Origin of the sequence: Pseudomonas sp. Irchel 3H7 (assembly GCF_900187605.1) — a bacterium.
Taxonomy (GTDB): Bacteria; Pseudomonadota; Gammaproteobacteria; order Pseudomonadales; family Pseudomonadaceae; genus Aquipseudomonas.
Genome location: NZ_FYEA01000003.1, coordinates 1 through 20308, shown reverse-complemented (window position 1 = coordinate 20308; position 20308 = coordinate 1). Strand labels below are relative to the sequence as shown.

Here is a 20308-nt window from a genome sequence, read left to right as displayed (position 1 = left end):
GGGGTTTGCGCTATAAGAAGTTGTCGCTTGGCGACAAGGCCGGGCTGAAAACTGTCCTTACAATCCTCACCAAGCTCGCCAGTTTCAGGCGAGTGTTTCTCATCAGGAGACTCCGATGTCCGTTGAGCACGCTGCGGTACAACGCGCCGATTTCGACCAGGTAATGGTTCCCAACTACGCGCCTGCCGCTTTCATTCCAGTGCGTGGCGCCGGTTCCCGCGTCTGGGATCAGGCCGGCCGCGAGCTGATCGACTTCGCCGGCGGCATCGCCGTCAACGTATTGGGCCACGCGCACCCGGCGCTGGTCGGTGCACTGACCGAGCAAGCGAACAAGCTGTGGCACGTGTCCAACGTGTTCACCAACGAGCCAGCCCTGCGCCTGGCGCACAAGCTGATCGATGCCACGTTCGCCGAGCGCGTGTTCTTCTGCAACTCCGGTGCCGAGGCCAACGAAGCCGCGTTCAAGCTGGCCCGTCGTGTGGCGTTCGACCGTTTCGGCTCTGAGAAGTACGAAATCATCGCCGCGCTGAACAGCTTCCACGGCCGTACCCTGTTCACCGTCAACGTCGGTGGCCAGTCGAAGTACTCCGACGGTTTCGGCCCGAAAATCACCGGCATTACCCACGTCCCTTACAACGATCTGGCCGCGCTGAAAGCGGCGGTGTCCGACAAGACCTGTGCGGTCGTGCTGGAACCGATCCAGGGCGAAGGCGGCGTGCTGCCAGCTGAACTGGCTTACCTGCAAGGTGCCCGCGAACTGTGCGACGCGAACAACGCGCTGCTGGTGTTCGACGAAGTGCAGACCGGCATGGGCCGCAGCGGCAAGCTGTTCGCCTACCAGCATTACGGCGTGACTCCGGACATCCTCACTAGCGCCAAGAGCCTGGGCGGCGGTTTCCCGATCGCGGCCATGCTGACCACCGAAGCGCTGGCCAAGCATCTGGTCGTCGGTACTCACGGCACCACTTACGGCGGCAACCCGCTGGCGTGCGCGGTCGCGGAAGCGGTGATCGACGTGATCAACACGCCAGAAGTGCTGAACGGCGTGAATGCCAAGCACGACAAGTTCAAGGCGCGCCTTGAGCAGATCGGCGAGAAGTACGGCCTGTTCACTCAGGTGCGTGGCCTCGGTCTGTTGATCGGTTGCGTGCTGAGCGATGCCTGGAAAGGCAAGGCCAAAGACATCTTCAACGCCGCTGAAAAAGAAGGCCTGATGATTCTGCAAGCCGGCCCGGACGTGATCCGTTTCGCGCCGAGCCTGGTGGTGGAAGACGCCGATATCGATGCCGGTCTCGACCGCTTCGAACGCGCTGCCGCAGCACTGACGCAAGCCTGATAGACCCTTCGACGCCTGGAGCTTTTCAGGCGTCGATCAAAATTTTATGCCGGACCAGATCAACTGTAGGAGTGAGCCTGCTCGCGATTGCGGTCTGTCAGTCGACTCATTGGTTTCTGACAGACCGCAATCGCGAGCAGGCTCACTCCTACATTGATCTCCATGTAGGCCCGGTTATTTTTTCTGTGAATTTATAAGAGAAAGGAGTGACACCATGCTGGTGATGCGCCCCGCGCAAATGGCTGATCTGGGCGAGGTACAGCGTCTGGCTGCGGACAGCCCGATTGGTGTCACTTCCTTGCCGGATGACGTGGAACGTCTGAGCGACAAGATCGCCGCGAGCGAAGCTTCGTTCGCTGCCGAAGTGAGCTTCAACGGTGAGGAGAGCTACTTCTTCGTCCTCGAAGACTCCGCGACCGGCAAGCTGGTCGGCTGCTCGGCCATCGTCGCTTCGGCCGGTTATTCGGAGCCGTTCTACAGCTTCCGTAACGAGACCTTCGTGCACGCCTCGCGCGAGTTGAAGATCCACAACAAGATCCACGTGCTCTCGCAGTGCCACGACCTGACCGGCAACAGTTTGTTGACCAGTTTCTACGTGCAGCGCGAGCTGGTCGGTTCACCGTGGTCCGAGCTCAACTCCCGCGGCCGTCTGTTGTTCGTTGCCAGCCACCCGGAGCGTTTCGCCGATTCGGTGGTGACCGAGATCGTCGGTTACAGCGACGAGAACGGCGACTCGCCATTCTGGGATGCGATCGGTCGCAACTTCTTCGACCTCAACTACGCCGAAGCCGAGCGTCTGTGCGGGCTGAAAAGCCGCACGTTCCTCGCCGAACTGATGCCGCATTACCCGATCTACGTGCCGCTGCTGCCGGACTCCGCCCAAGAGGCGATGGGCCAGGTGCACCCGCGTGCGCAGATCACCTTCGACATCCTGATGCGCGAAGGCTTCGAGACCGATCACTACATCGACATTTTCGACGGTGGCCCGACCCTGCATGCGCGTGTTTCGGGGATCCGTTCGATCGCCCAGAGCCGCGTGGTGCCGGTGAAGATCGGCGAGCCGGTGAAAGGTGCCGGGCGCCAGTATCTGGTGGCCAACGCGCAGTTGCAGGATTACCGCGCGGTGCTGCTGGAACTGGATTACGCGCCGGGCAAACCGGTGACTCTGGATCTGGAAGCAGCCGAAGCCCTGGGCGTCGGTGAAGGTGCCAGTGTGCGCCTGGTGGCGGTTTAACGCCTTAGCGAGTTTCACGGGTGGCGAAGGCGGCCCGTTTGAGGAGATAGCATGATTGTTCGTCCCGTACGCAGCAGCGATTTATCCGCTCTGATCGACCTGGCCCGCAGCACCGGCACCGGCCTGACCACGTTGCCGGCCAACGAAGAGCGTCTGGCCCACCGGGTCGGCTGGGCCGAGAAGACCTTTCGCGGTGAAGCCGGTCGTGGTGATGCGGACTACCTGTTCGTGCTCGAAGACGATGACGGCCGCGTGGTGGGGATTTCCGCCATCGCCGGTGCGGTCGGTATGCGTGAGCCTTGGTACAACTTCCGTGTCGGCCTGACCGTCAGTGCTTCGCAAGAGCTGAACATCTATCGCGAGATTCCGACGCTGTTTCTGGCTAACGACCTGACCGGCAATTCCGAGCTGTGCTCGTTGTTCCTGCACGCCGATTATCGCAGCGGTCTTAACGGTCGCATGCTGTCGAAGGCGCGGATGCTGTTCATCGCTGAGTTCCCGGAACTGTTCGGCAACAAGATCATCGCCGAAATGCGCGGTGTCTCCGATGACGCCGGCCGTTCGCCGTTCTGGGAAAGCCTCGGTCGGCACTTCTTCAAAATGGAATTCAGCCAGGCCGATTACCTGACTGGTGTCGGCAATAAAGCTTTCATCGCCGAGCTGATGCCGAAATTTCCGCTGTACACCTGCTTCCTGTCCGAAGGCGCACGTAACGTCATCGGTCAGGTGCACCCGGACACCGAGCCGGCCCTGGCGATGCTCAAGGGCGAAGGGTTCAGCTATCAGGGTTACGTCGACATCTTCGACGCCGGCCCGGCCATCGAATGCGAAACCGGCAAGATCCGCGCGGTGCGTGACAGTGAAGCGCTGGTGCTGGCCGTTGGCACACCGGGCGAAGACGCCACGCCGTTCATCATCCATAACCGCAAACGCGAAGACTGCCGCATCACTGCTGCGCCGGCGCGTCTGGCTGCCGGCACCCTGGTGGTCGATCCGCAGACCGCCAAACGTCTTCAACTCAACGCTGGCGATCAAGTGCGCGCCGTGGCGTTGTCCGCTGCACGGGAGTCGAAATAATGAATTCGCTATACATCGCAGGTGAGTGGCTGGCTGGTCAGGGCGAAGCTTTTCAATCGCTGAACCCGGTGACTCAGCAAGTGCTGTGGTCGGGGGAGGGCGCAACCACCGCTCAAGTCGAGTCGGCGGTGCAGGCTGCACGTCAGGCGTTTCCGGGCTGGGCGCGGCGTTCGCTGGACGAGCGCATCACTGTGCTGGAGGCGTTCGCCGCCGCGCTGAAAAGCCACGCTGACGAACTGGCCCGCACCATCGGTGAGGAAACCGGTAAGCCGTTGTGGGAAGCCGCGACCGAAGTCACCAGCATGGTCAACAAGATCGCGATCTCGGTGCAGAGCTACCGCGAGCGTACCGGCGAGAAGAGCGGCCCGTTGGGCGACGCCACCGCCGTACTGCGCCACAAGCCGCACGGTGTGGTGGCGGTGTTCGGTCCTTACAACTTCCCCGGTCACCTGCCGAACGGTCACATCGTTCCGGCGCTGCTGGCGGGTAACAGCGTGCTGTTCAAGCCAAGCGAACTGACCCCGAAAGTCGCCGAGCTGACAGTCAAGTGCTGGATCGAAGCCGGCCTGCCGGCAGGCGTTTTGAACCTGCTGCAAGGCGCTCGCGAAACCGGTATCGCGCTGGCGGCGAATCCGGGCATCGATGGTCTGTTTTTCACCGGTTCGAGCCGCACCGGCAATCATCTGCATCAGCAATTTGCCGGGCGTCCGGACAAGATTCTGGCGTTGGAAATGGGCGGCAACAACCCGTTGGTGGTCGACCAGGTCGCCGATCTCGATGCGGCTGTTTACACGATCATTCAGTCGGCGTTCATTTCTGCCGGTCAGCGTTGCACGTGTGCGCGCCGCTTGCTGGTACCGCAAGGCGCCTGGGGCGACAGCCTGCTCAAGCGTTTGGTTGAAGTCAGCTCGACGATTGAGGTCGGTGCATTCGATCAGCAACCGGCGCCGTTCATGGGCTCAGTGATTTCCCTCGGCGCGGCGAAAGCGCTGATGGACGCTCAAGAACATCTGTTGGCTAACGGCGCCGTGTCGTTGCTGGCAATGACGCAGCCGCAGGCACAAGCCGCGCTGCTGACCCCGGGCATTCTCGATGTGAGCGCTGTTGCCGAGCGTCCGGACGAAGAATTGTTCGGCCCGTTGTTGCAAGTGATTCGCTACGTTGATTTTGAAGCGGCGATCGCTGAGGCGAATGACACTGCTTATGGTCTGGCCGCCGGTTTGCTGTCGGATTCCGAAGCACGTTATCAGCAGTTCTGGCTGGAAAGCCGTGCCGGTATCGTCAACTGGAACAAACAACTGACCGGTGCGGCGAGCAGCGCGCCGTTTGGCGGTGTCGGTGCCTCGGGCAACCATCGCGCCAGCGCCTATTACGCAGCGGATTACTGCGCGTATCCGGTGGCGTCGCTGGAAACCCCAAGTCTGGTGTTGCCTGCCGCCCTGACGCCTGGCGTGAAAATGGCGTGATGCCCAATCGCTGGCTTGCCAGCTCCCACAGGGGCGGAGGCGTCCACACATTTTGTGTACGACGCGGTCACTGTGGGAGCTGGCTTGCCAGCGATGGCCGCACCGCGGTGTTAAAGAATAGTTACTGAAGCCTATAACAACAGATTCTCGTGGAGCCTCGCTGATGAAATCCTATGAAGTCAATTTTGACGGTCTAGTGGGGCCGACCCATAACTACGGTGGTCTGTCCTACGGCAACGTTGCCTCCCAGAGCAACAGCCAGCAATCTTCGAACCCGAAGGAAGCGGCGCTGCAAGGTCTGGCGAAGATGAAAGCGCTGATGGAAATGGGCTTTCAGCAAGGCGTGCTGGCGCCACAGGAACGTCCGGACGTGGCCGCTTTGCGCCGTCTGGGTTTCAGCGGCACTGACGCGCAAGTGATCGAGCGCGCCGCCAAGGAAGCCATGCCGCTGCTGGTCGCCAGTTGCTCGGCATCGAGCATGTGGGTGGCCAACGCTGCCACCGTCAGCCCGAGCGCCGACACCGCAGACGGTCGCGTGCATTTCACCGCCGCCAACCTCAACTGCAAATACCACCGCAGCATCGAGCACCCGACCACCAGCCGCGTGCTCGGTGCGATGTTCGCCAATCAGCAACACTTCGCTCATCACGCAGCTCTGCCGGCGGTGGCACAGTTCGGTGACGAGGGCGCGGCCAACCACACGCGTTTCTGCCGTGAGTATGGCGAGGCCGGCGTCGAGTTCTTCGTATTCGGTCGCAGCGCGTTCGACAACCGTTTCCCGGCGCCGCAGAAGTACCCGGCCCGTCAGACCCTCGAAGCGTCGCAAGCGGTTGCGCGTCTGCACGGGCTGCGTGACGAAGGCGTGGTCTACGCCCAACAGAACCCGAACGTGATCGATCAGGGCGTGTTCCATAACGACGTGATCGCGGTGGGTAACGGTGAGGTGTTGTTCTATCACGAGGACGCGTTCCTCGACACCGACTCGATGCTGGCCGAGCTGCAAAGCAAACTCGCCAAAGCCGGCGGCAACTTCCAGTCTGTGTGTGTGCCGCGTTCGGCGGTCACCGTAGATGACGCGGTGCGCTCGTACCTGTTCAACAGCCAGTTGCTGTCGCGTCCTGATGGCTCGATGTTGCTGATCGTGCCGCAAGAGTGCCAGGCCAACGAACGCGTCTGGACTTACCTGCAAGAACTGACCAGTTCCGGCGGCCTGATCCGCGAAGTGAAAGTCTTCGATCTCAAGCAAAGCATGCAGAACGGCGGTGGCCCGGCGTGCCTGCGTCTGCGCGTCGCGCTTAACGAAACCGAACTGGCGGCGGTCAATCCAGGGGTTATCATGACGCCACCGTTGTACGGTTCGTTGACCGCATGGGTTGAAAAGCACTACCGCGACCGCCTGAGCGAAACCGATCTGGCGGATCCGCAATTGCTGCTTGAATGCCGGACGGCACTGGATGAACTGACGCAAATCCTTAAACTGGGCGCGGTTTATCCATTCCAGATCAATTGATGGCCAGCGCGTCGCCTGAACGCGGCGCCCGGCTTGTCTCACCTAGAGAGTAAAAACATGAGCGATTCCCTGCAGCTGATCCTTGAAGACACCGACGGCACGCAACTGGAGACCTCCTGCACCCGCGTCGCGGTCATGTGGCAAGGCAAAGAGCTGTGGATCCAGCAGGACGGCCGTGGCCAACTGCTGATCGGCGTGGACGTTGAAGAAGGTGACGCCGAGTACGCCAACCTGCTGCTGCGCCCATTGGCGACTAATCTGGTAAGTCTGCAACTGGAAATGGAACCGGCCGACGTCGGCGACGACGAAGACCACGTGCACGGCCCGGATTGCAACCACGACCACTAAGGAAACCGCTCTATGCTCGCCCTCGGCAAACTGCTTGAACTGACCCTCGCCGGCCGCGAACCGGCGGAGAAGACTCAACTGACTGTCGAAGGCGTGCGTATGCGCTGGTTGAGCGAAGGTGCGCTGGAAGTCCGGCCACCCGAAGCGCGCGACAATGGCCTGGATCTGCTGCTTTCGGCAGGCATCCACGGCAACGAAACAGCGCCGATCGAGCTGCTTGATCGGTTGCTGCACGACATCGCTCGCGGCGATTTGAAGCCGCGCGCACGCATTCTGTTCCTGTTCGGCAACCCGGAAGCGATTCGCAAAGGCGAGCGTTTCGTCGAGCAGGACGTCAATCGGCTGTTCAACGGCCGCCATGAACAAAGCAGTGGTTCGGAAGCGCTGCGAGCTTGTGAGCTGGAACGTCTGGCGGCGAGTTTCTTCAGCCTGCCGGATCGCCAGCGCCTGCACTACGACCTGCACACGGCGATTCGCGGTTCGAAGATCGAGCAATTCGCGTTGTATCCGTGGAAGGAAGGTCGCCAGCATTCGCGTCTGGAGCTGGCACGTCTGCGTGCTGCCGGGATGGAAGCGGTGCTGTTGCAGAACAAACCGTCGATCGTCTTCAGCTCCTACACCTACGACAAGCTCGGTGCCGAAGCGTTTACGCTGGAACTGGGCAAGGCGCGGCCATTCGGGCAGAACGACGGGGTTAACGTCTCGCTGTTGGAAACTCGTTTGAAGCAGATTATCGAAGGCACTGAGCCACAGATGGCTGAAGCGCAGCTGGATGGTTTGCAGCTTTTCAGCGTGGCGCGGGAAATCATCAAGCACAGCGATGCCTTTCGCTTGAACCTGCCGCAGGACATCGAAAATTTTTCCGAGTTGGAGATGGGTTACGTGTTGGCCGAAGACTTGGCCAATACCCGCTGGATCATCGAGGAAGAGGGCGCACGGATCATCTTCCCCAATCCCAAGGTCAAGAACGGCTTGCGCGCGGGCATCCTGATCGTCCCGACCACCGACGAAAACCTCGCCTGACCCTGCGCAAAAACCCTGTAGGAGTGAGCCTGCTCGCGATTGTAATGTATCAGTCACTACAGTGGTCGACTGACACTCCGCTATCGCGAGCAGGCTCACTCCTACAGTTTTGGTTCCGTGTTTACACGGCTACAGCATGCGGCTCTGTACGACGCAGTGCGCGAACCTTGCGCAGCGTATCCGCGCAAGTCCGCGCTGCTTCCTGACCCTTGTGCACAAAGTGCTCGAAGAAGAACTTCTGATGCTCGTCGCCGGCATGGAAGTGATGCGGGGTCAGCGACACCGAGAATACCGGCACTTCGGTTTCCAGCTGCACCTGCATCAGGCCGCTGACCACCGACTGGGCGACGAACTCGTGACGGTAGATGCCGCCGTCAACCACCAGAGCAGCGGCGACGATGCCGGCATAACGGCCGGTTTTGGCCAGCAACTTGGCGTGCAGGGGCATTTCAAAGGCGCCGCCGACTTCGAAGATATCGATGTCCGACTCCTGATAACCCAGGGCAATCATTTCGGCGACGAAGCCTTTTCGGCTCTGGTCGACGATTTCCTTGTGCCAGCAGGCCTGGATGAACGCGACGCGCTCGCCGTGAGGGTGTTTGCTTTTGCTGTCGATAGCGGTGGGTTGCATGTTCTGACTCCTGTTTGTGTGAAAAACAGGGCGTTATGAATCGAAAGGGATTCAAGGGTGCGCACACGCACAACATCATCGTGCGGACGGCCCTTTGGCGTTAATCCCGTTCTCTCTTCATCCGGACTATGACCGTCGGCCCCGGAATCACACCGGGTCTGCTGACCTTGCCGCCGATCTCAACCGAAGTCGTGTTCGTCGCCAAGCGCTCGCGGGCTATGCGCATTGCGCGCAATTACCGCCGGTGGGGAATTGCACCCCGCCCTGAGAACGTTTTTGCCGCCCTTTCTGGGGCGGCGCAGCGTTTTTAACACAGATTGTGTGTCTGTGCATTGCGCCTTTCTGATGATTGTCATCGAATTTTTTGCAGGCTCGAAACGACTTTTCCTTGCCCAAGGCTTGATTAATCCACGCGATGACCGCAGTAATTCCACTTCGTAAAGGGATTTCCCCTGCTGATTTGAGGCCAGGTTCATGAGCGTTATCGATCTTCGCAGCGACACTGTCACCCAACCGACTCCCGCCATGCTCGACGCGATGACTGCGGCGGACACCGGTGATGACGTGTACGGCGAAGATCCGACGGTCAATCGCCTGGAAGCCGAATTGGCCCAACGCTTGGGTTTTGCCGCCGCTTTATTTGTGCCGACCGGCACCATGAGCAACCTGCTGGGTTTGATGGCGCACTGCGAGCGCGGCGACGAATACGTCGTTGGCCAGCAGGCGCACACCTACAAATACGAGGGCGGTGGCGCGGCGGTGCTCGGTTCGATCCAGCCGCAGCCGCTGGAAGTGCAAGCCGATGGTTCGCTGGATCTGGATCAAGTCGCCGCCGCGATCAAACCGGACGACTTCCATTTCGCCCGGACTCGTTTGCTGGCGCTGGAAAACACCATGCAGGGCAAAGTGCTGCCGCTGGAGTACCTGGCCCGCGCACGCCGCTTCACTCAGGAAAAAGGCTTGCAACTGCACCTCGACGGCGCGCGCCTGTACAACGCGGCGGTCAAGCTGGGTGTTGATGCCCGGGAAATCACCCAGCATTTCGACTCAGTGTCGGTGTGCTTGTCCAAAGGGCTCGGCGCGCCGGTGGGTTCGGTGTTGTGCGGTTCGGCCGAGTTGATCGGCAAGGCTCGCCGTCTGCGCAAAATGGTCGGCGGTGGCATGCGTCAGTCCGGGTTGCTGGCAGCGGCGGGGCTGTACGCGCTGGATCACAACGTCGAGCGTCTGGCCGACGACCACGCCAATGCGCAACTGCTGGCCGACGGTCTGCGTGAAGCAGGTTTCATCGTCGAACCGGTGCAAACCAACATGGTTTATGTGCAAATGGGCGACAAAGCCGAAGCGATCAAGGCCTTTGCTGCCGAACGCGGGATCAAGTTGAGCGCCGCCGCACGCCTGCGTATGGTCACGCACATGGACGTCAATCGCTCGCAAATCGAGCAAGTGATCGCGACATTCGTCGAGTTTTCGCGCAAGTGACAGCGTTAGCCGTCCAATTGACCGTTTCTATCGTATAAACACGCTGTACCCCGCGCGCAGGGCCGATATAATGCGGCCCTTTGCCGTCGCTTCGTCTGTTGACGTTTCGAACAGGCCTTTGGCCGCAGCCTCCGTGGAAGAACCTAATGAAAAGCGCAGAAATCCGTGAAGCCTTCCTTCGCTTCTTCGAAGAGCAAGGCCACACCCGTGTAGCCTCCAGCTCTTTGATTCCGGGCAACGACCCAACCCTGCTGTTCACTAACGCGGGGATGAACCAGTTCAAGGACTGCTTCCTGGGCCAGGAAAAACGTGCGTACACCCGTGCGACCAGCAGCCAGAAGTGCGTGCGTGCCGGTGGCAAGAACAGCGACCTGGAAAACGTCGGTTATACCGCTCGTCACCACACATTCTTTGAAATGCTCGGTAACTTCAGCTTCGGTGACTATTTCAAGAAGGACGCGATTACCTACGCGTGGACCTTCCTGACCGGCGTTCTGCAACTGCCGAAGGAAAAACTCTGGGTCACCGTCTACGCCTCCGACGACGAAGCGTATGACATCTGGACCAAAGAAATCGGTGTGCCGGTCGAGCGCATGATCCGCATCGGCGACAACAAAGGCGCGCCGTACGCTTCCGACAACTTCTGGACCATGGGCGATACCGGCCCGTGCGGCCCGTGCACCGAGATTTTCTACGATCACGGCGACCACATCTGGGGCGGCCCACCGGGCTCGCCGGAAGAAGACGGTGACCGTTACATCGAAATCTGGAACAACGTGTTCATGCAGTTCAACCGCACCGCCGATGGCGTGTTGCATCCGTTGCCAGCGCCGTCGGTCGACACCGGCATGGGTCTGGAGCGGATCAGTGCGGTGATGCAGCACGTCAATTCCAACTACGACATTGACCTGTTCAAGAACCTGCTGAAGGCCTCGGCTGAAGCGATCGGTTGCGAAAACGGCGATCAGTCGTCGCTGAAAGTAGTGTCCGACCACATTCGTTCGTGCGGCTTCCTGATCGCCGACGGCGTGCTGCCGTCCAACGAGGGTCGCGGTTATGTGCTGCGCCGGATCATCCGTCGCGCCTGCCGTCACGGTAACAAGCTGGGCGCCACCGGCAGCTTCTTCTACAAGATCGTCGCGGCGCTGGTTGCCGAGATGGGCGAAGCCTTCCCGGAACTGAAGAAGCAGCAGAGCAACATTGAGCGCGTGCTCAAAGCCGAGGAAGAGCAGTTCTCCAAGACGCTGGAGCACGGCCTGAAGATCCTCGAGCAGGATCTGCTGGAACTCAAAGGCACCGTGGTGCCGGGCGACGTAGTCTTCAAACTCTACGACACCTACGGTTTCCCGATGGACCTGACCGCCGACATCGCCCGCGAGCGCAGCCTGACAGTCGACGAAGCCGGTTTTGAGCGTGAGATGGAAGCCCAGCGTGTTCGTGCGCGTTCGGCCAGCTCGTTCGGTCTGGACTACAACACCTTGGTCAAGGTTGATGTGGCCACCGAGTTCACCGGTTACAAAGACACCAGCGGTTCGGCAAAAATCGTTGCTATCTATAAAGATGGCCAGTCGGTCGACGTCTTGAATGAAGGCGAAGAGGCGGTGATCGTGCTGAACCAGACGCCGTTCTACGCTGAATCCGGCGGCCAGATCGGCGACTGCGGTTATCTGCAGGCGGGCAGCGCACGTTTCGACGTTCGCGACACCACCAAGACTGGCGGCGCATTCCTGCACCACGGTGTACTGGATTCGGGCAGCCTGACCATCGGCGCGCCAGTGGAAACTCATGTCGATGCCGAGGTGCGTCACGCTACCTCGCTGAACCACTCGGCCACGCACTTGCTGCACGCTGCTTTGCGTCAGGTGCTGGGCGAGCACGTTCAGCAGAAAGGTTCGTTGGTGGATAGCCAGCGTCTGCGTTTCGACTTCAGCCACTTTGAAGCGATCAAGCCTGAGCAGATCAAGGCGCTGGAAGACATCGTCAACGCCGAAATTCGCAAGAACTCCGCCGTTGAAACCGAAGAAACCGACATCGAAACCGCCAAGAACAAGGGCGCGATGGCGCTGTTCGGCGAGAAGTACGGCGACAACGTACGTGTGTTGAGCATGGGCGGCGATTTCTCCGTCGAGCTGTGCGGCGGTATCCACGCCAACCGTACCGGCGACATCGGCCTGCTGAAAATCATCAGCGAAGGCGGTGTGGCTTCGGGTGTGCGTCGTATCGAGGCAGTTACCGGTGCGCAAGCACTGGCTTACTTGAACGCGGCAGAAGAACAACTCAAGGAAGCGGCCAGCCTGGTCAAGGGCAGCCGCGACAACCTGATCGACAAGCTGTCGGCTGTGCTGGAGCGCAATCGCCAACTGGAGAAGCAACTCGAGCAGTTGCAAGCCAAGGCTGCCAGTGCTGCGGGCGACGATCTGTCTTCCTCGGCGCTGGACGTCAAAGGCGTGAAGGTTCTGGCTGCACGTCTGGATGGTCAGGACGCCAAGGCGCTGCTGGCGCTGGTTGATCAGTTGAAGAACAAACTCGGTCGCGCAGTGATCCTGCTCGGCAGTGTCCATGAGGAAAAGGTCGTACTGGTTGCAGGTGTAACCAAGGACCTGACTGGCCAACTCAAAGCCGGTGATTTGATGAAGCAGGCTGCTGCGGCAGTGGGCGGGAAGGGCGGTGGTCGTCCGGATATGGCGCAGGGCGGCGGTGTCGACGCCGGCGCACTGGATGGCGCACTGGCGCTGACCGTTCCATTCGTCGAGCAGGGTTTATAAGACGGCCCGTCGGGCCCGCAGTCTAGTGGCGGGCCCGGCGGCTGTTCGAGTGATTATTGGGCGCCCTTCATGGGCAGAGGCGGCTTTGAAATGGCTTTGATCGTACAGAAATTTGGAGGCACCTCGGTCGGTACCGTCGAGAGAATCGAGCAGGTCGCCGACAAGGTTAAGAAATTCCGCGATGCCGGCGATGACCTGGTGGTTGTGCTGTCTGCAATGAGCGGCGAAACCAACCGTCTGATCGATCTGGCCAAGCAAATCAGTGGCGACACGCAACCGGTTCCGCGTGAGCTGGACGTGATCGTTTCCACCGGTGAGCAGGTGACGATTGCTCTGCTGGCGATGGCGTTGATCAAGCGCGGTGTGCCGGCGGTGTCGTACACCGGTAATCAGGTGCGGATCCTGACCGACAGTGCGCACAATAAAGCGCGTATCTTGCAGATTGATGACCAAAAGATTCGCGGTGATCTGAAAGCAGGTCGCGTGGTGGTTGTCGCAGGTTTTCAGGGCGTCGACGAGCACGGCAACATCACCACCCTCGGTCGTGGCGGTTCCGACACGACCGGCGTAGCTTTGGCTGCCGCGTTGAAGGCTGACGAGTGCCAGATCTACACCGACGTGGATGGTGTCTACACCACCGACCCGCGCGTTGTGCCGGTCGCTCAGCGCCTGGACAAGATCACCTTTGAAGAGATGCTGGAAATGGCCAGCCTCGGTTCCAAGGTGTTGCAGATCCGTGCGGTGGAATTCGCCGGCAAGTACAACGTTCCGCTGCGCGTACTGCACAGCTTCAAGGAGGGTCCGGGCACCCTCATTACTATTGATGAAGAGGAAACCATGGAACAGCCGATCATTTCCGGCATCGCTTTCAACCGCGATGAAGCCAAGCTGACCATCCGTGGCGTGCCAGACACCCCGGGCGTGGCGTTCAAGATTCTCGGCCCGATCAGTGCCGCGAACATCGAAGTCGACATGATCGTGCAGAACGTTGCGCACGATAACACCACCGACTTCACCTTCACCGTGCACCGCAACGACTACCAGGCCGCACAGACCGTGCTGGAAAACACCGCTCGCGAGATCGGTGCCCGTGAAGTGGTTGGCGACACCAAGATTGCCAAGGTCTCGATCGTCGGCGTCGGCATGCGTTCCCACGCAGGCGTGGCCAGCCGCATGTTCGAATCCCTGGCGAAAGAAAGCATCAACATCCAGATGATCTCGACTTCGGAAATCAAGGTTTCCGTGGTGATTGAAGAGAAGTACCTGGAACTGGCTGTGCGCGCCCTGCACACGGCTTTCGAACTGGATGCTCCGGCCCGTCAAGGCGAGTAATTCCGTTTCTTGAAGGGCGCGGTCTGACCGCGCCCTTTATTTTTTGAATGGCGCGAGCCCTGAACTGTTCTTTTGCTCGCGCTGGTCAATACTCAGGCATGTAGGGCTACGATCGCTCCGGTTGTAGGTCGGGTGCCTTTTTTTTGCAGACTGTTGTCCCTGAACTGAATTGCGTAAGGAGAAAGGTATGCTGATTCTGACTCGTCGGTGCGCAGAAAGCCTGATTATCGGTGATGGCGAAATCACCGTGACCGTGCTCGGCGTTAAAGGAAATCAAGTGCGTATCGGCGTCAATGCCCCGAAAGAGGTTGCCGTGCACCGTGAGGAAATTTACCTGCGTATAAAGAAAGAGAAGGACGAAGAACCAAGCCATTAATTTTTATCGATTTTTATGTTTGCAAACGGGGAAAAGGTTGGTTAAGATACGCCCCGTGTTGCGGAGAGCTGGCCGAGTGGCCGAAGGCGCTCCCCTGCTAAGGGAGTACACCTCAAAAGGGTGTCGGGGGTTCGAATCCCCCGTTCTCCGCCATTATTTGCTTAGTACGTCGTAATCTGGCTTTTTCTGTAAGTTGTTGAAATTAATAGAAAAAGTGGTTGGAATAGAGATTAGACGGGCTATAATGCGGCGCAACAAATGCACTCGTAGCTCAGCTGGATAGAGTACTCGGCTACGAACCGAGCGGTCACAGGTTCGAATCCTGTCGAGTGCACCATTTAAGAGTTAGTTACAGCAATGTAAATAACTTGGCTCCAACCAGATGTGATCTGGTCTAAAAACACAAATGCACTCGTAGCTCAGCTGGATAGAGTACTCGGCTACGAACCGAGCGGTCACAGGTTCGAATCCTGTCGAGTGCACCATTTAAGAGTTAGTTGCAGCAATGTGAATAACTTGGTTTCAGCCAGTTGTGGTCTGGTCTAAAAACACAAATTGCACTCGTAGCTCAGCTGGATAGAGTACTCGGCTACGAACCGAGCGGTCACAGGTTCGAATCCTGTCGAGTGCACCATATACCGAAAAGCCCGCGTTTAACGCGGGCTTTTTGCTGTCCGGGATTTGGTTTTTGCCTTCACGCATCCCCTCTCATCAAAATCTATTTGAGCCGAACGGCCTCGCTTGAGGTCATAGCGATAGCTGGTCGCCGATGTTCGAATATTCACCTTGTCCGGTTTGCCTAACGCGCTTTCGACGTCTTGCTGACTCATGCCGGCAATGACTCGGCGATTGATGATCGCTTCGCGACGTTGTCTCGCGTCGATCAGATTTCCGCATCGGTCTTCTGTGTGGCCAACAATGACGGGTTCCCGAATTCGGTTTGTCATGCCGGATGTTTCTTCGTGGTTGTGCTCCGGCATCACTGCCGCGACTGATCCGGGCAAGTAGGGGTGAACGTCCTGCTCTGAGCGTCGTTCGCCTTGAGCGCAGCTCATTGATGTGAAGGTGATGCTGCCATCGACTGCCTCGCAGCGATGGAGGGTGAGGGCGGCCCCGGTCGGCGGCAGGCAGAACAGGCTGGTGAGTACAAGGTGGGATGGTTTCAATGGCATTCGACGTCCTCCATGACGATCTACGCTCAAGGGTAGTCGCTACATTTTCCAGTGCCGGTGTGTTTTCTTTTCAGGATGAGTCGTCGCATGTGCAGGGATCAGGACAGTGCTCAGGATTGTTTCGCAAGCGCTTGTTTCGACCGCGATTTTTTAACGTTTTAAACCGTCAGGCGGTGTATCATTGCGCCCGTCAGCCCCGCCGGGGCTTGTGGAAAACCTCCATGGACTTACCCAGTAGTTACTCAGTACCCCGTTTCACCAATCATGAATTGACTGATTGATCCTTCCGGCGTGCCCCGCTGCTGGGAGTGGAGTTCGCCTATGTCTGAAATCGAAGTAAAGAAAACACAAGAAAGCCTGCAGGATCGCCTGGCTCAGGTTGTCGAGTTGCTGCAGCGTCAGCGCGTCGTCGAAGACCTGACTCATCGCCAGGAAGGCGCGCATCACGATCGCGTCGAAAACCTGGTTCATCGACAAAATCTCGTCGAGCTGCAACGCAAGCTTGATGATCTGCACTCTGCCGACGTCGCCTACATCCTTGAAGCCTTGCCGCTGGACGATCGTCTGACGCTCTGGCAATTGGTCAAGGCTGATCGCGACGGCGATATCCTTCTCGAAGTATCCGACTCTGTTCGTGAAACGCTGATCGCCGACATGGACGATCACGAGCTCCTGGCCGCGGCCAAGGACATGGACGCCGACGAACTTGCTGACCTGGCTTCCGAGCTGCCGCGAGACGTCGTCCACGAGCTGATGGAGAGTCTGGATAACCAGCAACGTGAACGCGTGCGGTCGGCCCTGTCTTACGACGAGGAGCAGGTCGGTGCGTTGATGGACTTCGAGATGGTGACTATCCGTGAGGATGTCAGTCTCGAAGTGGTTCTGCGCTATCTGCGTCGCCTCAAAGAGCTTCCAGGTCATACCGACAAGCTCTTTGTCGTTGATTACGATGGTGTGCTCAAGGGTGTACTGCCGATCAAGCGCCTTTTGGTCAATGACCCGGACAAACAAGTTGCCGAGGTGATGGCCAGTGATCCGGTGAGCTTCCACCCGGACGAAGATGCCTACGACGCCGCACAGGCCTTCGAGCGTTACGACTTGATCTCCGCTCCGGTAGTCGATAAGAACGGCAAGTTGATCGGCCGTCTGACGATCGACGAAATGGTCGATCTGATTCGTGAGGAAAGCGAGAACGAAGTCCTCAACATGGCCGGTCTGCGTGAAGAGGAGGATATCTTCGCTTCGGTATGGAAGTCTCTGCGTAACCGTTGGGCGTGGCTGGCGATCAACTTGATCACTGCGTTTGTCGCGTCGCGAGTGATCGGTCTGTTCGAGGGTTCGATCGAGAAGCTGGTAGCACTGGCGGCACTCATGCCGATCGTGGCGGGTATTGGTGGTAATTCCGGTAACCAGACGATCACCATGATCGTTCGCGCCATGGCGCTCGATCAGGTCAGTACCGGTAATACTTCGCGCCTGATGCGCAAGGAGTTGGCGGTAGGCTTGATCAATGGCTTGGTCTGGGGAGGTGTGATCGGTGTTGTTGCCTATCTGCTCTACGGGAGTTGGTCCCTGGGCGTGGTAATGACCGCGGCAATGACACTTAACCTGTTACTGGCTGCATTGATGGGCGTTTTGATCCCTATGACCCTGGCGAAGATGGGGCGAGATCCGGCAATGGGAGCCAGCGTGATGATCACTGCGATGACCGACAGTGGTGGCTTCTTCATATTCCTGGGGTTGGCGACAATCTTCCTGCTCTAACCGGCAGCATTGAAACAGCCCGCCAATTGGCGGGCTTTTTTGTGCCTGCGATTACCCAGAATCCGCGCGAAAAAAAGCCAGCAATTAAGCTGGCTTGAGATGTTCGGTATGGCTCAGGACGCGTCTGCTGCCATTTCTGCATCGTGGGCAATCAAGGACACCAGAGCATTTTGTTGACGGTGAGACAGCTGGCGGAAACGTTGCAACAGCTCGCGCTCGTGCAACGACAGCTCCGGGCTGTCCAGGCGCATGCTCAGCTCTTCGCCCAGTGCACCTTCCTGAATAAGACTCTGCTCAAGGCGCGCAATGATTTCGGAGTTCATGCTGCGATGATGATTGCGAGCCACCTCGGCAATGCGTTCCCGCATTCCGTCTGGCAGACGTACGACGAACTTGTCAGCCGTACGGCTGGAATAAATTGCCTGTTTCAATGGGCGCATATATTTAACCGGTTAGTTCAGGGGAGCGGTTCTCGGGATTGGCCGCAGGATGTGTGGTAGGACAAGCATCCGCGCCAAATGGTTCAACCTGAATTGTTAAGAGGCCCGCATCATGCCTCAAAATTGCCAGATCATTGGCGTCAATTCTGTGACAAATATTGAGCTGGGTAAAGGCGTAATGCCAGCACCAATTATCAGAAATGCGGACTGGTTTGAAATCTTCGCCACTGTCCGCATCCTTGTTCGGTTCCTGCCGCACATCAATTGATGTCCGAAGGCATCAGAACGTGCATTCTATGCGGGTTCTAAATCCTTGTTCCTTACCTGTACAGGATAGTGGCAAATTGCCGATTTACTAGTGGCATACCCCTGCTGGAGGGTGTTTTCAGGATGGATGGCAAGCTAATTTATTTGATGGGGCCGTCCGGTTCGGGAAAGGACAGTTTGATTGAAGCGGCGCGGGTGCCATTGCGTGCGTTGAACTGCGAGGTGATGCGTCGGGTGATCACGCGATCCGCTGAATCGGTAGGAGAGGATGCCATTGGGGTGACACCGGAGGAGTTCGAGCGACGCGAGCGCGCTGGCGACTTCTCGCTGGCCTGGCGCGCCAATGGTCTTGCCTATGGAATTACGGTGGAAATGGATCAGCGACTGAAAGCGGGTCAGCATGTGTTGGTCAACGGTTCCCGCGCCAATCTGCGCCAGGCATTGGAGCGCTATCCGGCGCTGCTGCCGGTTTTGCTTACGGTCAGGAATGAAGTTTTGCGAGAGCGTCTGCTCAGACGTGGTCGAGAGACGCTTGAGCAGATTGAAGAAAGACTGGCTCGCAATGCGTTGTTCAAGGATCGGAGGTCAAGTGATGGGCCGGTATATCACATCGATAATTCCGGAAATCTGGCGGAGGCCGTCAATGATCTTCTGCGCCTGATCGGGATCAACGTAAAACCGGATCAAATTTGATTTTCCGTCCGGCAGCCATTGCAAGCACAAACAGCACTGTAAACACACCGCAGCCAATCAGTGGCAGGGTGATTTCGGTACCCTCGAACAACGATAAATGCACAACGCCGCTCAATAAAGCGAGGATCAGAAATCCTGCAGCTGATTTGGACATTTTGTACTCCTGAAGATATTTCAAAAAACCAGATGTTCTGAAGTCAGTGCTGGCAGCGTCTGCCCGGAAATACTGACGGCTTGTGAGGTGGGGTTGACCTGATCGCTCAGCACCGCCAGTTGCGGCGTTCTCTGTACCTGCAGGTAATGTGGCATACGCTGAACCAATGGCTCTGGTGCGGAACTCTCGGGGATAAATTGGGAGCTCACCAAAACCACTAGAGCAATTGCGTTTGCAAGCAAAAGAGTGCTGTTCATGGGGCGTGGCTCCGAATGTTCTTCTATAGAACAGATAAAGCAGCCGTCGTGCCAACAGTTTAACCTCTGTTAAGTCCTTTAAAAACAAGCATTTGAGAGGCTTTTATGGCTTGCTTGGATTGCAATCTGCAATGAAGGCGTTAGGGAGGTGTGCAAAATGCACGGTAATTCTTCCCGCGAAATGGCAGGGCGGCTGCCTACACTTAAAAAGCCCTACGGACGACATGACAAATCCGGGTGCGGTGGTTAACATGCACGCCGTCCGTCATGCAGCGTCTGCTGCGACAAGCGTGTGTCCCAGTAGCTCAATTGGATAGAGCATCCCCCTCCTAAGGGGAAGGTTGGCAGTTCGAACCTGCCCTGGGACACCATCTATTTGTTGAAACTCCTCTCCTTTGATATTCGCTGACCTCGTGCTCAAGCTTTGCTACGAGCCAGGGTGGGTTTGCCTATGCTTTCTGGCTGAAGGCTTGATTCCAGGTAAGGCTCACGTGAGCGCCTCTATATAGAAGGCTTTTCCTTGCTTCGATAGAAAAGCGCAATTAACGCTTGACGGCAGATTTCAGATGTCTATAATTCGCCCCACTTCCGGCGCAGTCGAAACGGAAAACTCCTTGAGATTCAATGAGTTATGTAGGTTTCGGCAGTGAGTTGCTTCAGTTCATCGAAGCCGAAAGGAAGTTGAAAAAGAGGTGTTGACAGCAGCGTGTAACGCTGTAGAATTCGCCTCCCGCTGACGAGAGATCTGAAGCGCAAGTGGTTGAAGTTGTTGAAGAATTCTTCGAAAACTTCTGAAAATAATCACTTGACAGCAAATGAGGCTGCTGTAGAATCCGCGCCTCGGTTGAGACGAAAGATCTTAACCAACCGCTCTTTAACAACTGAATCAAGCAATTCGTGTGGGTGCTTGTGGAGTCAGACTGATAGTCAACAAGATTATCAGCATCACAAGTTACTCCGCGAGAAATCAAAGATGTAACCAAC

Annotated in this window: 18 protein-coding genes, 5 tRNA genes and 1 riboswitch; of the genes, 18 read left to right on the top strand and 5 right to left on the bottom strand. The window is 58.0% G+C overall.

The genetic code is table 11. The annotated features are described in order from the left end of the window. Positions 1–115 precede the first annotated feature (115 nt). From CKW38_RS06190 to astE, 7 genes are all read left to right on the top strand, one after another. Positions 116–1336, top strand: a complete 1221-nt coding sequence (locus tag CKW38_RS06190) for an aspartate aminotransferase family protein (protein WP_007912711.1) — start codon at positions 116–118, stop codon at positions 1334–1336. Between the two features lie 214 nt (positions 1337–1550). Further along, positions 1551–2570 (top strand): arginine/ornithine succinyltransferase subunit alpha, encoded by a 1020-nt coding sequence (aruF, locus tag CKW38_RS06185; RefSeq protein ID WP_016983955.1) that lies wholly within the window; start codon positions 1551–1553, stop codon positions 2568–2570. A gap of 51 nt (positions 2571–2621) precedes the next feature. After that, positions 2622–3647, top strand: coding sequence for an arginine N-succinyltransferase (gene astA, locus CKW38_RS06180; protein ID WP_007919351.1), 1026 nt, complete (start codon positions 2622–2624; stop codon positions 3645–3647). Then, complete coding sequence (astD, locus tag CKW38_RS06175) at positions 3644–5113, top strand: succinylglutamate-semialdehyde dehydrogenase (protein ID WP_176472305.1); 1470 nt, start codon at positions 3644–3646, stop codon at positions 5111–5113. The genes astA and astD overlap by 4 nt, the downstream gene beginning before the upstream one ends. A 163-nt stretch (positions 5114–5276) precedes the next feature. Then, positions 5277–6623 (top strand): N-succinylarginine dihydrolase, encoded by a 1347-nt coding sequence (astB, locus tag CKW38_RS06170; protein WP_007919347.1) that lies wholly within the window; start codon positions 5277–5279, stop codon positions 6621–6623. A 57-nt stretch (positions 6624–6680) separates the two neighbouring features. After that, positions 6681–6971, top strand: coding sequence for a hypothetical protein (locus tag CKW38_RS06165; protein ID WP_007919345.1), 291 nt, complete (start codon positions 6681–6683; stop codon positions 6969–6971). A 12-nt stretch (positions 6972–6983) separates the two neighbouring features. After that, positions 6984–7994, top strand: coding sequence for a succinylglutamate desuccinylase (gene astE / locus CKW38_RS06160; RefSeq protein ID WP_095112212.1), 1011 nt, complete (start codon positions 6984–6986; stop codon positions 7992–7994). A gap of 121 nt (positions 7995–8115) precedes the next feature. Here the strand turns inward: astE and CKW38_RS06155 are convergent, their stop codons facing one another. Next, a complete protein-coding gene (locus CKW38_RS06155; RefSeq protein WP_007919335.1) occupies positions 8116–8625 on the bottom strand; it encodes a 6,7-dimethyl-8-ribityllumazine synthase in 510 nt (169 codons plus the stop codon). Between the two features lie 104 nt (positions 8626–8729). Next, positions 8730–8901, bottom strand: a riboswitch (FMN riboswitch). Between the two features lie 198 nt (positions 8902–9099). On the opposite strand from CKW38_RS06155, the gene ltaE reads away from it, so the two are divergent. The 8 genes from ltaE (at position 9100) to CKW38_RS06115 (ending at position 15211) form a co-directional block, all read left to right on the top strand. Continuing rightward, positions 9100–10104: a low-specificity L-threonine aldolase gene (gene ltaE, locus CKW38_RS06150; protein ID WP_095112211.1), complete on the top strand. Its 1005-nt coding sequence runs from the start codon at positions 9100–9102 to the stop codon at positions 10102–10104. A 146-nt stretch (positions 10105–10250) separates the two neighbouring features. Continuing rightward, positions 10251–12869, top strand: a complete 2619-nt coding sequence (gene alaS / locus CKW38_RS06145; RefSeq protein WP_007919333.1) for an alanine--tRNA ligase — start codon at positions 10251–10253, stop codon at positions 12867–12869. A 90-nt stretch (positions 12870–12959) separates the two neighbouring features. Continuing rightward, positions 12960–14201, top strand: a complete 1242-nt coding sequence (locus tag CKW38_RS06140; RefSeq protein WP_007919332.1) for an aspartate kinase — start codon at positions 12960–12962, stop codon at positions 14199–14201. Positions 14202–14388: 187 nt separating this feature from the next. After that, positions 14389–14577, top strand: coding sequence for a carbon storage regulator CsrA (csrA, locus tag CKW38_RS06135; RefSeq protein WP_002554426.1), 189 nt, complete (start codon positions 14389–14391; stop codon positions 14575–14577). A 62-nt stretch (positions 14578–14639) separates the two neighbouring features. Then, positions 14640–14730, top strand: a tRNA-Ser gene (locus CKW38_RS06130). Between the two features lie 107 nt (positions 14731–14837). Continuing rightward, positions 14838–14914: transfer RNA gene (locus tag CKW38_RS06125), tRNA-Arg, on the top strand. A 71-nt stretch (positions 14915–14985) separates the two neighbouring features. After that, positions 14986–15062, top strand: a tRNA-Arg gene (locus tag CKW38_RS06120). A 72-nt stretch (positions 15063–15134) separates the two neighbouring features. Then, positions 15135–15211, top strand: a tRNA-Arg gene (locus CKW38_RS06115). A gap of 19 nt (positions 15212–15230) precedes the next feature. Here CKW38_RS06115 and CKW38_RS06110 read toward each other — a convergent pair. Continuing rightward, positions 15231–15749 (bottom strand): cell envelope protein SmpA, encoded by a 519-nt coding sequence (locus tag CKW38_RS06110; RefSeq protein WP_095112210.1) that lies wholly within the window; start codon positions 15747–15749, stop codon positions 15231–15233. A gap of 321 nt (positions 15750–16070) precedes the next feature. On the opposite strand from CKW38_RS06110, the gene mgtE reads away from it, so the two are divergent. Then, on the top strand, positions 16071–17513 hold the full coding sequence (gene mgtE, locus CKW38_RS06105) for a magnesium transporter (protein WP_007919330.1): 1443 nt from the start codon (positions 16071–16073) through the stop codon (positions 17511–17513). Between the two features lie 113 nt (positions 17514–17626). On the opposite strand, the gene CKW38_RS06100 is transcribed toward mgtE, so the two are convergent. Continuing rightward, entirely contained in the window at positions 17627–17953 is a 327-nt protein-coding gene (locus CKW38_RS06100) for an Arc family DNA-binding protein (protein WP_003178899.1), read from the bottom strand. Positions 17954–18343: 390 nt separating this feature from the next. Here CKW38_RS06100 and phnN point away from each other — a divergent pair, with 390 nt between their 5' ends. Beyond that, on the top strand, positions 18344–18913 hold the full coding sequence (gene phnN / locus CKW38_RS06095; protein WP_095112209.1) for a phosphonate metabolism protein/1,5-bisphosphokinase (PRPP-forming) PhnN: 570 nt from the start codon (positions 18344–18346) through the stop codon (positions 18911–18913). Here the strand turns inward: phnN and CKW38_RS06090 are convergent. Continuing rightward, the gene (locus CKW38_RS06090; RefSeq protein ID WP_095112208.1) at positions 18888–19067 is read right to left on the bottom strand and encodes a PA3371 family protein; all 180 of its coding nucleotides are present in this window, start codon (positions 19065–19067) and stop codon (positions 18888–18890) included. The two genes, phnN and CKW38_RS06090, sit on opposite strands and share 26 nt — an antisense overlap. Before the next feature lie 20 nt (positions 19068–19087). Continuing rightward, a complete protein-coding gene (locus CKW38_RS06085) occupies positions 19088–19324 on the bottom strand; it encodes a hypothetical protein (protein WP_007919322.1) in 237 nt (78 codons plus the stop codon). Between the two features lie 294 nt (positions 19325–19618). Here CKW38_RS06085 and CKW38_RS06080 point away from each other — a divergent pair. Then, positions 19619–19695: transfer RNA gene (locus tag CKW38_RS06080), tRNA-Arg, on the top strand. Positions 19696–20308 lie beyond the last annotated feature (613 nt).

Coding starts and splice junctions, on each gene's coding strand:
- CKW38_RS06165 (WP_007919345.1), top strand. CDS start 6,681: ATGAGCGATTCCCTGCAGCTGATCCTTGAAGACACCGACGGCACGCAA.
- ltaE (WP_095112211.1), top strand. CDS start 9,100: ATGAGCGTTATCGATCTTCGCAGCGACACTGTCACCCAACCGACTCCC.
- aruF (WP_016983955.1), top strand. CDS start 1,551: ATGCTGGTGATGCGCCCCGCGCAAATGGCTGATCTGGGCGAGGTACAG.
- CKW38_RS06110 (WP_095112210.1), bottom strand. CDS start 15,749: ATGCCATTGAAACCATCCCACCTTGTACTCACCAGCCTGTTCTGCCTG.
- astE (WP_095112212.1), top strand. CDS start 6,984: ATGCTCGCCCTCGGCAAACTGCTTGAACTGACCCTCGCCGGCCGCGAA.
- astB (WP_007919347.1), top strand. CDS start 5,277: ATGAAATCCTATGAAGTCAATTTTGACGGTCTAGTGGGGCCGACCCAT.
- mgtE (WP_007919330.1), top strand. CDS start 16,071: ATGTCTGAAATCGAAGTAAAGAAAACACAAGAAAGCCTGCAGGATCGC.
- csrA (WP_002554426.1), top strand. CDS start 14,389: ATGCTGATTCTGACTCGTCGGTGCGCAGAAAGCCTGATTATCGGTGAT.
- phnN (WP_095112209.1), top strand. CDS start 18,344: ATGGATGGCAAGCTAATTTATTTGATGGGGCCGTCCGGTTCGGGAAAG.
- astA (WP_007919351.1), top strand. CDS start 2,622: ATGATTGTTCGTCCCGTACGCAGCAGCGATTTATCCGCTCTGATCGAC.
- CKW38_RS06190 (WP_007912711.1), top strand. CDS start 116: ATGTCCGTTGAGCACGCTGCGGTACAACGCGCCGATTTCGACCAGGTA.
- CKW38_RS06100 (WP_003178899.1), bottom strand. CDS start 17,953: ATGCGCCCATTGAAACAGGCAATTTATTCCAGCCGTACGGCTGACAAG.
- CKW38_RS06090 (WP_095112208.1), bottom strand. CDS start 19,067: ATGTCCAAATCAGCTGCAGGATTTCTGATCCTCGCTTTATTGAGCGGC.
- alaS (WP_007919333.1), top strand. CDS start 10,251: ATGAAAAGCGCAGAAATCCGTGAAGCCTTCCTTCGCTTCTTCGAAGAG.
- CKW38_RS06085 (WP_007919322.1), bottom strand. CDS start 19,324: ATGAACAGCACTCTTTTGCTTGCAAACGCAATTGCTCTAGTGGTTTTG.
- CKW38_RS06155 (WP_007919335.1), bottom strand. CDS start 8,625: ATGCAACCCACCGCTATCGACAGCAAAAGCAAACACCCTCACGGCGAG.
- CKW38_RS06140 (WP_007919332.1), top strand. CDS start 12,960: ATGGCTTTGATCGTACAGAAATTTGGAGGCACCTCGGTCGGTACCGTC.